This window comes from Corallococcus interemptor, assembly GCF_003668875.1.
Classification (GTDB): Bacteria; Myxococcota; Myxococcia; order Myxococcales; family Myxococcaceae; genus Corallococcus; species Corallococcus interemptor.
On the sequence record NZ_RAWM01000111.1, the window covers coordinates 1 to 16,230 of the forward strand.

A 16,230-nucleotide genomic window follows, 5' to 3' on the forward strand; every position below is an offset into this window, starting at 1 on the left:
GGGCCGGACGGGTCGGGAAGGGAATGCCCTCCGCGCTGCGGACCCGGGTGGGCTGGGCGGCGCCCAGGGTGACGTCCCCCTCCCGGTCCTCGTCGGTGGGGCGCTCCTTGGAGGCCGGCACGCTCGTCTGGTGGGGGCGCTTCTTCACCGAGGCGAAGATGGGACGGCAGGCGTCCACGAAGCGGCGGACCTCGTCCAGGGGCAGCGCCGGGGAGTAGTTGTCGTTCACCCCCGTCATGGGCTCCGCCATGCACATGGCGTTGAGGATGGCCTCCTCCGTGGCCTCCATCACGGCCTCGTAGAGGGGGTCCAGGCGCTGATCCAGGAGGATCTTCATCTTGTAGACCATCTTCTGGGTGCGCCTGGGGATGATGTTCGCGGTGGAGAAGCCCACGACGATCTCACCCGAGCCGTGCGCCGCGTAGCTGCCCACGCGGCCAATGCCCAGGCCCACGCGCTTGCACAGGCGGTTGATCTGATGGCTGAGCAGCGGCGCGTCCGTGGCGACGACGGCGATGATGGAGCCGTAGGACTTGCCCCGGTGGGGGGTGTTCTTGAACTTCTCCACCAGCACTTCGCCCACCGGCAGGCCGCCCACGCGCAGGTTGTGCATCTTCCCGAAGTTGGACATGACGAGCACGCCCAGCGTGTAGCCGCCCAGCACCTCCGGCAGCTTGCGCGACGACGTGCCGATGCCGCCCTTGAAGTCGCACGTCACCATGCCGGTGCCGCCGCCGACGTTGCCCTCCTGCACCGGGCCGGACTTCGCGGCGTTGATGGCGGCGACGACGTGCTCCTGGCGCACGTGGCGGCCGGAGATGTCGTTGAGCCACGAGTCGTCGCACTCGCCCACCACGGGGATGATGACGTCGTGCTCGTCACCAATGCCCGGGTAGCGCTGGACCAGGTAGTTGGCCACGCCGTCCGACACGGCGCCCACGGCCATGGTGTTGGTGAGGAGGATGGGCGTTTCGATGAGGCCCCACTCCATGAGCTGGGTCATGCCGGAGACCTCGCCCGCGCCGTTGAGCACGAAGCCGCCTCCGCTCATGCGTTCCATGAAGATGTTGCCCAGGTTGGGCAGGATGGCCGTGACGCCCGTGCGCACCGGACCGAAGCCGGGCTTGAGCGGCCCCGAGCCCTCGATGAGGGTGGTGTGGCCCACCAGCACGCCTTCCACGTCCGTGATGGCGTTGTACTTGCCCGGCTTGAAGCGCCCCAGCGGAAGCCCCAGCTCCCGCGCCCGGACCCTTGGCCCCGTCTCTCCCGGTTTCGACACCATGGGCCGACCGTACCCGACAATCTCCGACGGTCAACCCTGCTTCCCTACCAAGTGTCGCTCGGCCTCAGCCGCGCGCGGGCGCCCTCAGTCCCTCGACGAGCAGCCGCGTCTGCACGCTTGCAAGCGCCTCCGCGCCCTCTACGCCCTGCGGGGACTCGCCCAGCTGCCGGTCCACGAACAGCGAGGCGAGCCCATGCACCAGCGACCACGCGGTGAGCGTGAGCGGCCGCGACTCACCGGGGCGCAACAGGCCCGCCGCCTGCGCCGCTTCGATGGTGCTCACCAGGAGCGTGAAGGCGCCCTGCTCTCCTTCCGGCTCCGGAGGCGGTGACATGGGCCGGGTGAAGTGCGGGCCGAACATCACCCGGAAGTGCGGCGGGTGCCGCACGGCGAACAGCACGTAGGCCTCGCCCGCCGCGTACAGGCGCTCCAGCGGGCCGGTGTGCGGGGCCATGCGTTCGCGCATCTCGCGCGCCATGGCGCGGAAGCCCTCGTGCGCCACCGCCTCCAGCAGCGCCTCTTTGTCCGCGAAGTGCCGGTACGGCGCCGCGTGGGTGACTCCCGCCCGGCGGGCCACCTCGCGCAGGGACAGCGCGCCGAAGCCCTCTTCCGCGATGAGCACCACCGCCGCGTCCACCAGCGCCTGGCGCAGGTCCCCGTGGTGGTAGCGGCCCTTGTCCTCCGGTGCCTCCGCCGCCTGCTTCCGCTTGCCCCGCGTCGCCACCGTCCGTGCCTCCTCGCGCGCCCACTGCCGCCTGCGTGACTTGACCATCCGCCGTGCGAAGTTACCAGCGTCAACATGCATGTTGACACCGGCAACATGCGATGTTTACAGTGTCAACACGATGGGCGGCGCGGGGTCCTCTCGCGTCGTTACGTTTCAGCTGGAAAGGGAGCCGTCATGACGACCGCGACGAAGCAGACGATGTCCTCCTCCGCGCCGGGCTGGCTGCGGGCGTTCCGCACGCTCCCCCGCCAGCACGGCTTCGAGCCGCTGCGCGTGGAGGGCCAGGTGCCGGAAGGGCTGCGCGGCTCCCTGTACCGGGTGGGGCCGTGGACGTTCGACGTGCATGGCCGGCCGTACCAGCACTGGTTCGACGGGGACGGCGGGATGCTGGGCGTGCGCTTCGGCGCGGACGGGGTGAAGGGGGCGTCGCGGCTCCTGGACTCGCCCACCATGGTGACGGAGCGCAAGGCGTCCTCGCAGCGCTACGGCGGCTACGGCACGCCCACCCCGCTGCTCCACAAGCTGAGCCAGGTGCGCAAGAACTCCGCGAACACGTCGGTGATGGCGTGGAACGGCAAGCTGTACGCGCTCTTCGAGGGCAGCATCCCGGTGGAGGTGTCCCCGGAGGACCTGTCCACGCTGGGCGAGACGGACTTCGACGGCACGGTGGTGGAGACGTTCTCCGCGCACCCGCACCGCGTGCCGTCGCGCAAGGCGTCCTACAACTTCGGCATCCGCTACGGCCGCTTCACGCTGGCGGACCTCTTCGTCCTGCCGGACGGCGGCAAGGCCCAGCGGCTGGGTTCGGTGAAGCTGCCGGGCGCGACGATGGTGCACGACTTCATCGCCACGGATCGCTACCTCGTCTTCTTCCTGTCACCGCTGCGCTTGAACCTCTTCCGCGCGCTGCTGCAGGTGGGCTCGTACTCGGAGAACCTGCGGTGGAAGCCGGAGGCGGGCACGGACGTGCTGGTGGTGCCCATCGACGACGTGGAGCACCCGGTGCGCATCACCACGGACGCCTTCTACCTGTGGCACTTCGGCAACGCGTACGAGCAGGGCGACACGGTGGTGGTGGACTACGTGCGCTACCCCGACTTCACGACGAACCAGTGGCTGGGAGAGCTGGTGCGCGGCACGACGTCCACGGACGCGGCGGGCATGCTGCACCGGGCGGTGATCGACGTGAAGGCGGGCACCTTCAGCACCGAGCAGCGCTCGGACGTCAGCTGCGAGTTCCCCCGCGTGTCCCCGAACGTCGTGGGCCGCGAGCACCAGACGCTCTACCTGGGCGTGCACCGGGGCAACGAAGCCCGGCGCGGCCTCTTCGACGGCGTGGCGCGCATGGACATTTCCACGGGCAAGCTGACGACCGCGGACCTGGGCGAGGGCACCTACCCCTCCGAGCCCGTCTTCGTCCCCCGCCCCGGCGCCACCGCCAAGGACGACGGCTGGGTGCTCACGCAGGTGTTCGACGCGAAGACGGACACGTCCCACGTCGCCGTGCTGGACGCGCGCCGGATGGAGGACGGGCCCGTGGCGCGCTGCCACTTCGACCACGCCCTGCCCCCCACGTTCCACGGCGGCTTCGCGCCCGGGAAGTGACACCGGCTCCCGCTTTCTCTGATTTCCGAACCATTTCGGCTTAAATGGTTGGAAATCAGGAAACGGGAGGCAGGTCATGAAACGGCTGCTCGCAGTGGCAGGACTGGTGGTGGCGCTGGTGGGCTGTCAGCCCGAGGCGCAGACGGATCCGAATCTGGTGGCGCAGGCCCAGGGCGCGACGAACGTGCCCGGGCTCTACGCCGTCTTCAACCAGCCGGACAACACGGGGACGCGGGACTACCGCATCAAGGATGAGATTGCCCGGCTCATCCAGAACAGCCCCAAGGGTTCGTACATCCGCATCGCCATGTTCCTGTGGACGACGGACCACCTGAACGCGGCGATCAAAGCGGCGCTGTGCCGGGGCGTCATCGTGCGGCTGGTGGTGGACGAGCAGAACGGCGGCGCCGCTTCGGAGTTCGCCTCCGGCGGCGTCATCCACGACATCAGCAGCTACGTGCCCCCGGCGGCGACCTGCCCGGACGCGACGCGGCTGGAGCTCACGCGGTGCAACGGCACGGGCGCGGGCAGCGCGTGCATCGCGGGCTTCGACCGCGAGGGCACCATCATGCACGACAAGATCTTCACCTTCTCCACGACGACGGATCCGCAGGGCAACCGCATCCAGCGCGTGGTGGTGCAGGGCTCGTGGAACAACACCTACTCCCAGAACAACTACTGGAACGACATGGTCGTCAGCTACGAGGACTGGGACTGGTACGACTACTGGGTCGGCTACCACAACGACCTGCGCGGCGGCACGAAGACGACGGACTACTACAACCCCACCACGGGCCAGGGTTACTACAACTCCCCCAACGCGCCGTGGACCGTCTACTTCTTCCCGCGCGAGGGCAACGACAACGAGCTGTCCAGCGACACCGTGACGAACAACTTCACGGACTACATCCGGACGTACGTGTCCGGCTGCACGCTGGACGTGAACCAGAACCACTTCAACGACAGCCGCGCCATCGTGGCCACGGAGCTGGTGCGCATTGGCAAGCTGGGCTGCCGGGTGCGCGTGCTCTACACGGACATGGACGCGGGCATCAAGACGAAGCTCAGCGGCGCGGCGAACATCACGCTCCGCCAGCTCTACGACGTCTCCGCCAACAACGTGAAGACGAGCGACGGCACGCCGCGCGAGGTGCTCACGCACAGCAAGCACTTCGTCTACTCCGGCAACTTCAACGGGACGGTGCGCAAGATGGTGCTGACGGGCTCGCACAACCTGTCCAAGAACTCGCTGCGCTACAACGACGAGAACCTGGCCAAGTTCTACTCGGACACGCTGTGGCAGGCGTACCACGACAACTTCGAGAAGGGCTGGGCGCAGGCGCTCAACGACGGCTGAAATGAAACGGGGACGGCGCCTTTCGGGCACCGTCCCCTTCAGCTCAGGACTTGAGCTCCGGGCGCGGCGTGCCCTCCGCGGGGGCCGCGGCGTTGGCCTGCGCGGTCTGCTCTTCGATCCGCTGCACGACTTTATTGAGCGGCGGCGTGTGGGCGCCGGCCGGGTTCTCCGTCTGGGCCCGGCGCGCCTCGCGCTCCTTGTAGCGGCGGATGGCGGGCGCCATGATTTCCCCAATCAGCGTCCGGTAGTCCATGCCGGCACCCGCCGCGATGAGCACCAGGTCGCTCCAGCCGGGCGTGAGGCCGGGCAGCGGGTTGCACTCGATGAAGTAGATGCGCCCCTTGTCGTCCATGCGGAAGTCGATGCGCGCCACGTCGCGGCACCCCAGCGCCATGAACGAGTTGCGCGCCGCCGTGCGCAGCTTCTCCAGCAGCGCCGGTTCGATCTTCGCGGGCGCGTCGTAGCGGATGCGGTCCGTCCAATCCAGCTTGTGCTGGAAGCTGTAGACCGGGTTCTTCTCCGCCTTGTCCAGGAAGACGATCTCCATGGGCGGCAGCACGCGCGGACGCCGCTCGCCCAACAGGCCCACCGTGAACTCGCGGCCGCCGATGTACTCCTCAATCAGCGCGGGCTGCTGGTACTTGCCGGCGATCTCCTTCACCACGTCGCGCAGCTCGGCCTCCGAGTAGCAGACGCTCTTGGTGACGACGCCCTTGGAGCTGCCCTCCGCCACCGGCTTCACGATGAGCGGGAAGGTGGTGAACTCCTTGTTGAGGCGCTCCTTGCCCGTGACCATCAGCTGGAAGTTGGGCGTGAGGATGCCCGCCTGACGGACGATCTTCTTCGCCAGCGCCTTGTCCAGCGCGAGCGACAGCGTCGCGGGGTCGCTGCCCGTGTACGGGATGTCCAGGAGCTCCAGCATCGCCGGCACCTGGCTCTCACGGTTGCGGCCCTTGAAGCCCTCCGCGATGTTGAAGACGATGTCCAACGGCGTGCTGGAGAGCACCGTGGGCAGCTCCGCCGTGGCCTCCAGGTCGATGACCTCGTGGCCCCACGACGCAATGGCCTCGCGGATGGCCTGGAGGGTGTTGGGCGAGTCGTACTCGGCCTCGCTGTCCTCCTGCACCGTCTCCGCCGTGGCGCTGGGCTTCACGCGCTTCACGTTGAAGCTGAAGCCCACCCGCAGCGGTCCGGACTTGCGCGCGGGCCGGCCCTGGCGGCTCTTGTTGTCGCGGATCTTGTGACGCTTGCCCGCGCTCTGGATGATGGAGTTGATGACCCCGTCCAGGTGCAGCCCCTCCAGCTCCGCCGCGGCGTAGATGCCCGCGCCCGGCTCCAGGCTGGGCAGCGCGTTGATCTCCAGGAAGTACGGCACGCCCGCGTCGGACACGCGGAAGTCCAGGCGGCCCAGGTCGCGGCAGTCCAGCACCTGGAGGATCTTCTGCGCCATCTTGCGGACGTCCTCGGACATCTTCGTCGGGATGTTCGCGGGCGCGCGCACGGACACGGACTTCTCCCGGCGCGTCTTCAGCTCGTAGTCGTAGATGGCGTACTTGCGGCCCTGGGACGCCTCCGGTTCGATGACGTACTCCACCGGCGCGAGCACGCCGTCGTAGTCGTTGTCCACCGCGGCCAGGAACGGCACCGTCAGGTCGCGCCCGCTGATGTACTCCTCCACCAGCACGCCCGCCGGGTACTTCTCCAGCGCCTTCGCCACCTTCTCGCGCACCTGCTCCAGCGTCTCCGCGACGGAGTCCTGGGTGATGCCCTTGGAGGAGCCCTCGAAGTTGGGCTTCACGATGACCGGGAAGCGCAGGTTCTCCGGCTGCAGCTCGTTGAGCTTCTCCACGTACTGCCAGCCCGGCGTGCGGATGCCGTGCTTGGAGACGATGAGCTTGGTGAGCTGCTTGTCCAGCGTCAGCGCCAGCGCGTATGCGTCCGAGCCCGTGTACGCGAAGCCCAGCTCGTCGAAGAGCGCCGGGTAGAACGCCTCACGGAAGCGGCCGCGGCGGCCTTCCGCCGTGTTGAAGATGAGGTCCGGGCTGTACGCCTCCAGGCGGGCGACGGTGCGCGACGCGGGGCCGCTCACCTCGAAGCGCTCCAGGCGGTGGCCCAGCCGCTCGATGGCTCCCGCCAGCGTGTTCACCGTCTCCTGCGTGTCGAACTCCGCCTCTTCTTCCGAGTCCGAAAGCCGCAGGTTGTAGGTCAGCGCGATGCGCATGGCTTGCCCCGTCTCACTTTCCTGAATGCCTTTCCACGGCGCACCTTGGCCGCGGACATCAACCGTCCGGGAGCGCGCGTGGCGCCCACCGGCGTGCGGGCTGCAACCGTCGCGCCCGCGACAACCTTCCCGTCCACCACCTGCGTCTGCGCCCAGGTGTCTCCCAGCCGCAGGCCCAGCGGGTCGCGCAGCACGCGCCACGCCTCCACGCCGCCAATCACCACGAAGCCCGCCAGGGCGGCCACCACGCCATGCGGCGCGGGCATCATCCCCAAGAGCACCACCAGCGCGAGCGGCGCGTTGCGAAGCGTGCTGTCGCGGTGCCGGGCCGCCGAGCGCGTGGGCAGGTGCATCACCTTCACGCCGCAGATGCGCTTGCCCACGCTCTGTCCCTGGAGCATCCCGTCCGCGAGCAGGAGGAAGAGCAGCGCCACCACCGCGCCCGCCGCGCCGCAGACGACGTACAGGCCCCAGGCCACCGCGCAGTCGATGATCCGCGCGCCCAGCCGCAACAGCAGCGACGCCTTCGGGTACGGTGAATCCGGCTCCGCGTCCTCCTGCACCAGCCGAAGCACGCGGGGTGCGCTCCGGCCTTCCGTCATCAGGCTGCGTTCAGGGGCGGTGCTCACTCCTCGGGCTCCAGCGTGAGGCCCTCTTCGGTGGGCTCCGGCTCGTCCAGCCCCGCGAGCTTCGCCAGCCGCTCGTGCGCGGACAGCGGGTGGACGAAGGGCACCACCGTCTGCGCGTGCTCTCCGGCCGCCTCCGCCGCGAGCCGCGCGGTGGGGCTGCCGCCTTCCGACATGCGCAGGAGCTTCTGCCGGGCGTCGTCCTCCTCGTGCCGCGCGGGCTCACCCTCCCGCGTGAAGAAGACGAAGGCCATGGCCGGGCGCTTGGAGGACTCGCGCATCGCGAACTGCACGCCGTCCAGGTTCCAGCCCTTGGCCGTCCACTCGTTCAGGGTGCGCTCCAGCGCGCCCTCGTCCACCGTGGACAGCTCCACCACTTTGTACTGCAACGGCCCGGGCTCACGGACGACGGGGACCTGGCCCTTCCCGGGGCGCTGCTTGGACCTGGAGCGCGACGCGGGGGCCTTGAGGGCCCTGGGCGGCGCGCCCCGTCTGGGCGGAGGCTTCTCGGTTCTGCGTCCGGGCCGCTTCTTCTGGGTGGGCATCGTTGTGGGGAGCATTTGGGCGCAAGCGGCGGAAGCGATCAAGCCTTCCGCCGAACACGCACGCCCGGGTGTCGCCTACAGGAGCTTGGCCGCTTCCAGGGCGTGGTAGGTGATGATGAGGTCGGCGCCGGCGCGCTTGATGGACGTGAGGACCTCCATCATCACGCGCTCGTAGTCCACCCAGCCGTTCTGCCCGGCGGCCTTGAGCATCGCGTACTCGCCGGAGACGTTGTACGCGGCGAGCGGCAAATCAAAGTTCTCACGCAGCGCGCGGATGACGTCCAGGTACGACAGCGCCGGCTTCACCATGATGAAGTCCGCGCCCTCGTCCACGTCCAGCGCCGTCTCGCGGATGGCCTCGCGCACGTTGCCGGGGTCCATCTGGTAGCCGCGGCGGTCGCCGAACTGCGGCGTGCTCTGCGCGGCCTCACGGAACGGACCGTAGAAGCCGGAGGCGTACTTCGCCGAGTACGACATGATGGGCGTGTCCTGGTGCTTCACCTCATCCAGCGCCTTGCGGATGGCGCCGATGCGGCCGTCCATCATGTCCGAGGGCGCGATGATGTCCGCGCCCGCCTGCGCGCAGGTGACGGACATCTGGGCCAGCAGGGGCAGCGTGGCGTCGTTGGCCACGTGGTTGCCGTCCAGCACGCCGCAGTGGCCGTGGTCGGTGTACTCGCACAGGCACACGTCCGCGATGACCTGGAGGTCCGGCTCCGCGGCCTTGATCTCCCGGATGGCGCGCTGGACGATGCCGTCCGTCGCGTACGCCTGGGTGCCGCGCGCGTCCTTGTGGTCCGGGATGCCGAAGAGGATGACGGACGGCACGCCCAGCGACTTCGCGAGCTTCGCCTCCTTCACCGCGTGCTCCAGTGAGAGGTTGAAGACGCCCGGCATGGAGGAGATGGGACGGCGCACGTCCCGGCCCTCCACGACGAACAGCGGATAGATGAAGTCCGTGGGCGAGAGGCGCGTCTCTCTCACCATGTCACGGAGCGCCGCCGAGCGGCGGAGCCTGCGGGGACGGTGGACGGGGTGGGCCATGGGTCGCCGGTATAAACCGCCGGGCCCCGCGCTTCACCCCTTTGCGCGTCGTGGAATCGCCTGGGAATCGCCTGCTCAGCCGGCGACGGGGCGCCAGGTCCGCTGATGGCGGCGGGAATCGCGCGCCATGCGGTCGGCCCGCCGCCCGGCCAGGTCCGCCTCGTACAGCGCCCGGGCGTAGCGCACCCGCGCCGCCTCGGTCCCGGTGTCCAGCTCCCGCTCGGCCGCCTCCAGCTCACGGCGCGCGTCCTGAAGCTGCTGCTCGGTCCCGTTTGCCCACGTCATGCCATGTCTCCAGTGTGGTGAGCCCGCGGGGGTTGGCTTTTCCGGTGTCCCGCGGGTGCTGACAGGCATTGCAGGGGTTGGACCAGGGGCTCCGTTGGAACCCCCAGGAGTGCAACGCCCGGGAATGACGAGGTGTCGCGGCGCGCCACGCGCGCTCCGGGTGCGCAAGCCGTTTCCCATGGGCGCGAACACGGGAACGCGCTGGGAAGCCCGCATGCAGGGCCGCCCGTCCCTCCCTCGAGGGCCGCCTGCTTTCATGCGGGTGCAATCATCCGCCCACCGGGTCGTCTACAGTCGTGACCGTGACGACTTCACCTCCCGCCCTTGAAGTGCAGGGCCTGCGCAAAACGTATCGCCGAGCGTTCGGCCGTGGCGGCCATGAAGCCCTCCGGGGCATGGACCTCCACGTCCCGGCGGGCAGCGCGTTCGGGCTGATTGGCCCCAACGGCGCGGGCAAGACGACCTTCATCAAGAGCGTGCTCGGCATCGTGCGGCCCACGGCGGGCACGGTGCGCGTGCTGGGCGGGTCGCCAGAGGATCCGGCCATCCGCGCGCGCATCGGGTACCTGCCGGAGCGGCTGCACCTGCCCGGCACGTGGAAGTCCCCCGCGTTCCTGGCCACCGTGGCGCGGCTCAAGGGCCTGAAGGTGGATGCCGGTGCGCACGCGCGGCTGTTGGAGCGCGTGGGGCTTTCGGACGCGGTGGACCGGCGCATCGGCGGCTACTCCAAGGGCATGCGGCAGCGGCTGGGGCTGGCGGCGGCGCTGCTGGGAGAGCCGGCGCTGCTCGTCCTGGACGAGCCCACGGACGGAATCGACCCCATGGGCCGGCTGGAGGTGCGCCGCATCCTCCAGGAGGAGGTCCAGAAGGGCGTGACGCTGTTCCTCAACTCGCACCTGCTGGCGGAGACGGAACGCGTGTGCGACCGCGTGGCCATCCTCGCGGACGGGCGCGTGCTGCGCGAGGGACGGCTGGAGGAGCTGGCGAAGGCCGGGGCCCGCTGGCGCGTGCGCTTCGCGCCCGGCGCGGATGCCCAGGCGCTGACGGCGGAGGGCTTCGTGCCGGCCGGCGGTGGACGGGAGGACGGCGTGTACACGGTGGAGGCGGCGGACGTGGCGGTGCTCAACGCGGCGCTGGACCGGGCGCGCTCGCGCGGCGCGCTGCTCACGGAGCTCAAGCGCGAGGGCGCGGACCTGGAGGCGGTGCTCGTGGGCGCCGTCGGTGGACCGGGGGTGGCGGCGTGAAGAGCCCCGTCTTCGTCATCGCGGGCTACGTGCTGCGCGAGGCGGCGTCGCGCAAGTTCATCCTGGCCTTCATGGTGGGCCTGACGCTGGTGCTGGCCACCGTGGCGCTCAGCCTCAAGCTGGAGGTCGTGGACGGCGCGCTCGCGGCGACGCGCCTGTTTGGCGAGGTGATGCGCTCCAACATCATGTCCGTGGACGTGGCGCTCCGGCCCATCTACCGCGCGGCGGCGTACCTGGTGTTCTACGGCGGCATCCTCTTTGGCATCGTGGCGTGCTCGGACTTCGCGCCGGGGCTCTTGTCGCCCGGCCGCATCGAGCACCTGCTCGCCCTGCCCCTGCAGCGCTGGCACCTGCTGGCCGGCACGTTCCTGGGCGTGATGACGCTGGCCCTGGGCGGCACGGTGTACGCGGCGGGCGGGCTGACGCTCATCTTCGGGGTGAAGGCGGGGTATTGGACGATGGGGCCGCTCATCGCCGGGGGCCTCGCGTGCGTGGGGTTCGCGGCGGTGTACGCGGTGATGCTCACCACGGCGACGCTGGTGCGCAGCGCCGCGCTGTGCTCCGCGGCGGGCTTCGTGCTGCTGGTGGGCGGCATCCTCGCGGGCTTCCGCCAGGACGTGTCGCGCTATCTGGAGTCGGGCTTCGGGCGCACGGCGTTCGACGCGGTGACGCTGGTGCTGCCCCGGCTGTCCGCGCTGGCGACGCGCGCGGCGGACCTGGCCAGCTCCACGCCGCTGGAGAAGGGCTCGCTGGGCATGCTGCTGGGCGGCGTGCTGGTGTTCGGACTGGGGGCCCTCTCCGTGGGCTTCTGGCACTTCGAGGGAAAGGACTGCTGAGTCATGGAATCGCGCGGGCGCAGGAGGGTGTGGCTGCTGGGGGCGCTGCTGTTGTTCGCCGCGGGCGCGGTCCTGATGTTCACGGGCCAGGGTGACACGGCGCCCGCCCCGGAGAAGGACGTGGAGTTCCCCCGGCGCATGCGGTCGCAGGACCATGCGCGCGCGGAGAAGCGCCGCACCTGGGTGATGCCCGCGGCGGTGGACGCGGGCGTGGCCGCGCCCGTGAAGCCAAGGGATCCGCTGCTCGCGGCGCTGCCCCGGGGCCCGGGCCGCACGGCGGTGGTCATCGAAGCGAACGCGCTGCGCTACTCGCCCGTGGGCGAGCTGCTGATGGACTGCCTGCTGCGCGACGGCGGCAAGAACCTGGAGCAGTTCAAGGCGCTGAGCGGCGTGGATCCACTCCAGGACCTGGACCGGCTGGTGGTCACCGACGAGGGCGTCATCCTCTCCGGCGACTTCAGCAAGGCGAAGTACCAGGAGCTGTTGGGCGAGCGCGTGGCGTCCGACCATGGCCCGGGCGCGCGCGTGTACGAGCCGGGCGACACGACGTTCACCCTGCCGGACGGCGGTACGCAGCGCGGCCGGATGGACACCGCGGTGGGCACCTGGAACAACCAGATGCTCGTGTTCGGCAAGTCGCCGGACTCCGTGAAGACGGTGCTGGATCGCATGGACGGGCGCGGCCAGGAGGACGGCCCGCCGCTGCTGGATGAGAACAGCACCTACGGTGAGATGTACGGCGTGCTGGCGGTGCAGACCCTGGCGAAGCTCCTGGGGCCGGATCAGGCGGAGCTGGCGCAGCGGCTGACGGACGTGGCCCAGAACGTGGAGCTGCACCTGGACACCAGCGGCGACGTGGCCATGGTGGCCAACGTCACGGGCCTGGACGCGGACAAGATGACGGACCTGGGCAAGTCCCTGGGCGGCGCGCTGTCCATGGCGCGCATGAAGGCGCAGACGGAGGGCAAGGAGGACCTGGCCCAGCTCCTGGACTTCGCGAAGGTCCGGCCGGACGGCACGTCCTTCAAGCTGGAGCTGGCGGTGCCGCTCGCCACCCTCCAGGAGCAGCTGGCCTGGTGCCGCGAGGAGCGCCAGGCCGCCGAGCGCGCCAAGACGTCGCCGTAACGGGCAGCCAGGCCTCGCTTCGCTGTTTTCCAGCGGACACCGTTCACGGGATACTGCGGTCCAACAGGGAGCGGCGACCCGCCATGGGCAGGACGGGCGCGGGCTCCTCGAGGATCCGATGAACGCACGTGTCGGGAGGGTGGCACCCCTCCTCTTCGGTTCGGGGCTTTGCGCGCTGGTCTATCAGACGGTGTGGCTGCGGGAGTTCCGGCTCATCTTCGGGGCCTCGACGGCCGCGTCGGCCGCGGTGCTCGCCATCTTCATGGCGGGGCTGGGGCTGGGCAGCGCGCTCCTGGGCGCGCGGGCGGACCGGCAGGCGAAGCCGCTGGCCTTCTACGCGAACCTGGAGCTGCTCATCGCCGGCAGCGCCGCGCTGAGCCCCTTCCTCGTGGAGGCCGTGCGCGCCATCTACATCGCGCTGGGCGGCACGCCGGTGATGGGCCTGGGCCTGGGCACCGCCGTGCGGCTGGTGCTGTCGCTGCTGGTGCTCGCGGTGCCCACGGTGCTCATGGGCGGCACGCTGCCGGCCGCGGCGCGCGCGGTGCTCTCCGATGAGGATCCGCGTCGCCGGGACCTCGCGCTGCTCTACGGCGTCAACACCCTGGGCGCCGTGACAGGCGCGGCGGCGTCCACGTTCCTCCTGCTGGAGGTGCTGGGCAACCGCACCACGCTCTGGAGCGCGTGCCTGCTCAACGCGCTGGTGGCCATCACCGCGCGCTCCGTGAGCCGCTCCATGGAGTCCGACGCTCCGGCCACGCCCGCTGCTCCCGCCGCCGCGCCGGTGGCGGACGCTCCTGCCGCTGACGCGGGCGCGCTGCCGCCCCGGAACTTCGTGCTGGTGGCCGCGGCCGTGGTGGGCTTCGCGTTCCTGCTGATGGAGCTGGTCTGGTACCGGATGCTGGGGCCGCTCCTGGGTGGCACCACGTTCACCTTCGGGCTCATCCTCGCGCTGGCGCTGCTGGGCATCGGGCTGGGCGGCACCGCCTACACCGTCTTCTTCCGCCACCGCGCCGCCACGCTCCAGGGCTTCGCGCTCACCTGCGCGGCGGAGGCCGTGCTGATGGCGGTGCCGTTCGCGCTGGGAGACCGGCTGGCCATCCTCGCCGCGCTCCTGCGTCCGCTGGGCGGCCTGGGCCTGGGCGGCATGGCGCTGGGCTGGACGTTCATCGCCTCCATCGTGGTGCTGCCCGCGGCGTTCGTGTCCGGCGTGCAGTTCCCGCTGCTGCTCGCGCTCATCGGGCGGGGCCGGCAGGACGCGGGCCGGCAGGTGGGCCAGGTGTACGCGTGGAACACGGGCGGCTCCATCGTGGGCTCGCTCGCGGGCGGCTTCGGGGTGATTCCGCTGCTCACCGCGCCGGTGACGTGGCAGGCCGTGGCGGGGCTGCTGGCCGCGCTGGGCCTGGGCGCCGCCATCCTCTCCTTCCAGAGGGAGCGCCAGCGGGGTGCGCTGGTGGCGCCGGTGCTGGCGACCGTGCTCGCCGTGCTGCTGCTCACCGCGCAGGGCCCCACGGCCGTGTGGCGCCACTCCGGCGTGGGCGCGGGCCGCTCGGGGTTGCACGAGCCCGACTCCCAGCAGATCGACCGGTTCGAGAACGCCCAGCGCGCCAGCGTCGTCTGGGAGCACGAGGGCGTGGAGAGCAGCGTCGCGCTCTCGGATGAGGACGGCCTGAGCTTCATCGTCAACGGCAAGGTGGACGGCAACTCCATTGGCGACGCGCCCACCCAGGTCATGTCGGGGCTCGTCGGCGCGCTGCTGCACCCGGCGCCGCGCACGTCGCTCGTCATCGGCCTGGGCACGGGCAGCACCGCGGGCTGGCTGGGCAAGGTGCCGGACATGGAGCGCGTGGACGTGGTGGAGATCGAACCCGCCATCCTGGAGGTCGCGCGCCGCTGCCACGCGGTGAACGCCGACGTGATGAACAACCCGAAGGTGCACACCTCCTTCGGCGACGCGCGCGAGGTGCTGCTCACCACGCCCCAGCGCTACGACATCATCTTCTCCGAGCCGTCCAACCCGTACCGGGCCGGCATCTCCAGCCTCTTCACCCGCGAGTTCTACCAGGCGGCGAAGCAGCGGCTGGCCGAAGGCGGCCTGTTCCTGCAGTGGCTCCAGGCCTACGAGGTGGACGCCCTCACCGTGCAGAGCGCCTATGCCACGCTGTCCTCGGAGTTCACGGCGGTGGAGACCTGGCAGACGCTGAGCGGCGACCTGCTGCTCGTCGCCTCCATGCAGCCGTCGGCCTACGACCTGCCGGCCATGCGCCAGCGCATCGCCCAGGAGCCCTACCGCTCCGCGCTGCGCTCCGTGTGGCGGACGAACGAAGTGGAGGGCGTGCTGGCGCACTTCGTCGCGACCCCGGCGCTGGCGAAGCGCGCGGCGGAGGGTGGCGCGGACATGATCAACACGGACGACCTGTCCTCCATGGAGTTCGCCTTCGCGCGAAGCCTGGGCCGGACCGCCTTCTTCTCCACGCGGGACCTGCGCGGCGCGGCGCGGCGGCTCGGGGCGGACCGGCTGCCGTTCACCGGGGGCACTCCGGACTGGAACCGCGTGGAGGAGCTGCGCGTGTGGCTGGGGTTCAACGCCCCCGGCCCCATGTCCGAGCAGGTCCGTGTCTACAAGGACTTCGTCAGCGCCGCGCAGGCGGGCCGGGACGCCGCGGTGCTGTCCCAGTGGGAGCGCGTCAAGCATGAGCCGCGCGACCCGCGCGAGCAGTACGCGCTGGCGCGCGCCCGGGTGATGACCGGCCACACGGAGGCGCTCGCGTCGTTGCGGTCCCTGAGGGAGAGCCTCCCGGCGGAGGCGGACATGCTGGAGGCCCTGTACCTGGAGGCCCAGCGGCAGGACGCCGCGGCGGCCGCGACCCTGGAGCGCGCGTTCGCGCGGCTGCGTGAGGATCCCTGGCCCCCGGGGCCGCTCATCGAGGCGGCCCTGGACACCTCACTCCGGGTGGGCGCGCGTTCACCGGAGCTGGCCTGGCGGCTCTACACGGCGCTCGAGCAGCCCCTCGCGGCCAGCGTGGCCACCGCCCATCGGAAGTTGATCCGCGCGAAGCTCGCGGTCGCGGCGGGAGGCGTGGAGAAGTGCGCGGAGGGCCTCGCCCCCCTGGAGCCGCACGTCCCCTGGGACCGCGCCCTGCTGCTGGCGCGCGCCGAGTGCTACACCCGCCGGGGCGACGCCCGGGCGGAGGCGGCGCGCGAGGACCTGGAGCGCTTCCTGGCCCAGGCCCCCGAGCCCTTCCTGGGGGATGTCGAGGCGCAAGGAGCGCCCCCGCACGGGACGCCGGAGCAGGAGCCGCCGCGGACCACCAACGCGCCGGCGGGGCAGTAGGC

General features: G+C 70.7%; 13 protein-coding genes. 6 read left to right on the forward strand and 7 right to left on the reverse strand.

From position 1 onward, the window contains the following. Window positions 1–1,282: DmpA family aminopeptidase (locus D7X96_RS29520; RefSeq protein ID WP_147468429.1), on the reverse strand; the 1,282-nt coding region annotated here is incomplete at its 3' end. Window positions 1,283–1,346: 64 nt separating this feature from the next. Then, window positions 1,347–2,006: a TetR/AcrR family transcriptional regulator gene (locus D7X96_RS29525; RefSeq protein ID WP_121771288.1), complete on the reverse strand. Its 660-nt coding sequence runs from the start codon at window positions 2,004–2,006 to the stop codon at window positions 1,347–1,349. 177 nt (window positions 2,007–2,183) lie between these two features. On the opposite strand from D7X96_RS29525, the gene D7X96_RS29530 reads away from it, so the two are divergent. Then, window positions 2,184–3,614 (forward strand): carotenoid oxygenase family protein, encoded by a 1,431-nt coding sequence (locus D7X96_RS29530; RefSeq protein WP_121771284.1) that lies wholly within the window; start codon window positions 2,184–2,186, stop codon window positions 3,612–3,614. A gap of 76 nt (window positions 3,615–3,690) precedes the next feature. After that, window positions 3,691–4,971, forward strand: coding sequence for a phospholipase D-like domain-containing protein (locus D7X96_RS29535; RefSeq protein WP_120550017.1), 1,281 nt, complete (start codon window positions 3,691–3,693; stop codon window positions 4,969–4,971). A 43-nt stretch (window positions 4,972–5,014) separates the two neighbouring features. Here D7X96_RS29535 and D7X96_RS29540 read toward each other — a convergent pair whose 3' ends face one another. From D7X96_RS29540 to D7X96_RS29560, 5 genes are all read right to left on the reverse strand, one after another. After that, window positions 5,015–7,192, reverse strand: a complete 2,178-nt coding sequence (locus tag D7X96_RS29540; RefSeq protein WP_120550018.1) for a D-alanine--D-alanine ligase family protein — start codon at window positions 7,190–7,192, stop codon at window positions 5,015–5,017. Continuing rightward, window positions 7,177–7,794: an RDD family protein gene (locus D7X96_RS29545; protein ID WP_120550019.1), complete on the reverse strand. Its 618-nt coding sequence runs from the start codon at window positions 7,792–7,794 to the stop codon at window positions 7,177–7,179. Before D7X96_RS29545 ends, D7X96_RS29540 begins: the two co-directional genes overlap by 16 nt. Before the next feature lie 23 nt (window positions 7,795–7,817). After that, complete coding sequence (gene sglS, locus D7X96_RS29550; RefSeq protein WP_121771289.1) at window positions 7,818–8,363, reverse strand: type IV pili motility protein SglS; 546 nt, start codon at window positions 8,361–8,363, stop codon at window positions 7,818–7,820. Between the two features lie 75 nt (window positions 8,364–8,438). Then, entirely contained in the window at window positions 8,439–9,350 is a 912-nt protein-coding gene (gene hemB / locus D7X96_RS29555) for a porphobilinogen synthase (protein ID WP_502260787.1), read from the reverse strand. 132 nt (window positions 9,351–9,482) lie between these two features. Beyond that, window positions 9,483–9,692 carry a hypothetical protein gene (locus tag D7X96_RS29560; RefSeq protein ID WP_120550022.1) on the reverse strand — a complete coding sequence of 70 codons (210 nt, stop codon included), beginning with the start codon at window positions 9,690–9,692 and terminating at the stop codon, window positions 9,483–9,485. A gap of 395 nt (window positions 9,693–10,087) precedes the next feature. On the opposite strand from D7X96_RS29560, the gene D7X96_RS29565 reads away from it, so the two are divergent. From D7X96_RS29565 to D7X96_RS29580, 4 genes are all read left to right on the forward strand, one after another. Further along, window positions 10,088–10,936: an ABC transporter ATP-binding protein gene (locus D7X96_RS29565; RefSeq protein ID WP_244219772.1), complete on the forward strand. Its 849-nt coding sequence runs from the start codon at window positions 10,088–10,090 to the stop codon at window positions 10,934–10,936. Further along, a complete protein-coding gene (locus D7X96_RS29570) occupies window positions 10,933–11,772 on the forward strand; it encodes an ABC-2 transporter permease (RefSeq protein WP_120550023.1) in 840 nt (279 codons plus the stop codon). Before D7X96_RS29565 ends, D7X96_RS29570 begins: the two co-directional genes overlap by 4 nt. A 3-nt stretch (window positions 11,773–11,775) precedes the next feature. Then, window positions 11,776–12,897 carry a hypothetical protein gene (locus D7X96_RS29575; RefSeq protein WP_120550024.1) on the forward strand — a complete coding sequence of 374 codons (1,122 nt, stop codon included), beginning with the start codon at window positions 11,776–11,778 and terminating at the stop codon, window positions 12,895–12,897. A 139-nt stretch (window positions 12,898–13,036) separates the two neighbouring features. After that, complete coding sequence (locus D7X96_RS29580) at window positions 13,037–16,228, forward strand: fused MFS/spermidine synthase (RefSeq protein ID WP_244219773.1); 3,192 nt, start codon at window positions 13,037–13,039, stop codon at window positions 16,226–16,228. Window positions 16,229–16,230: the final 2 nt, after the last annotated feature.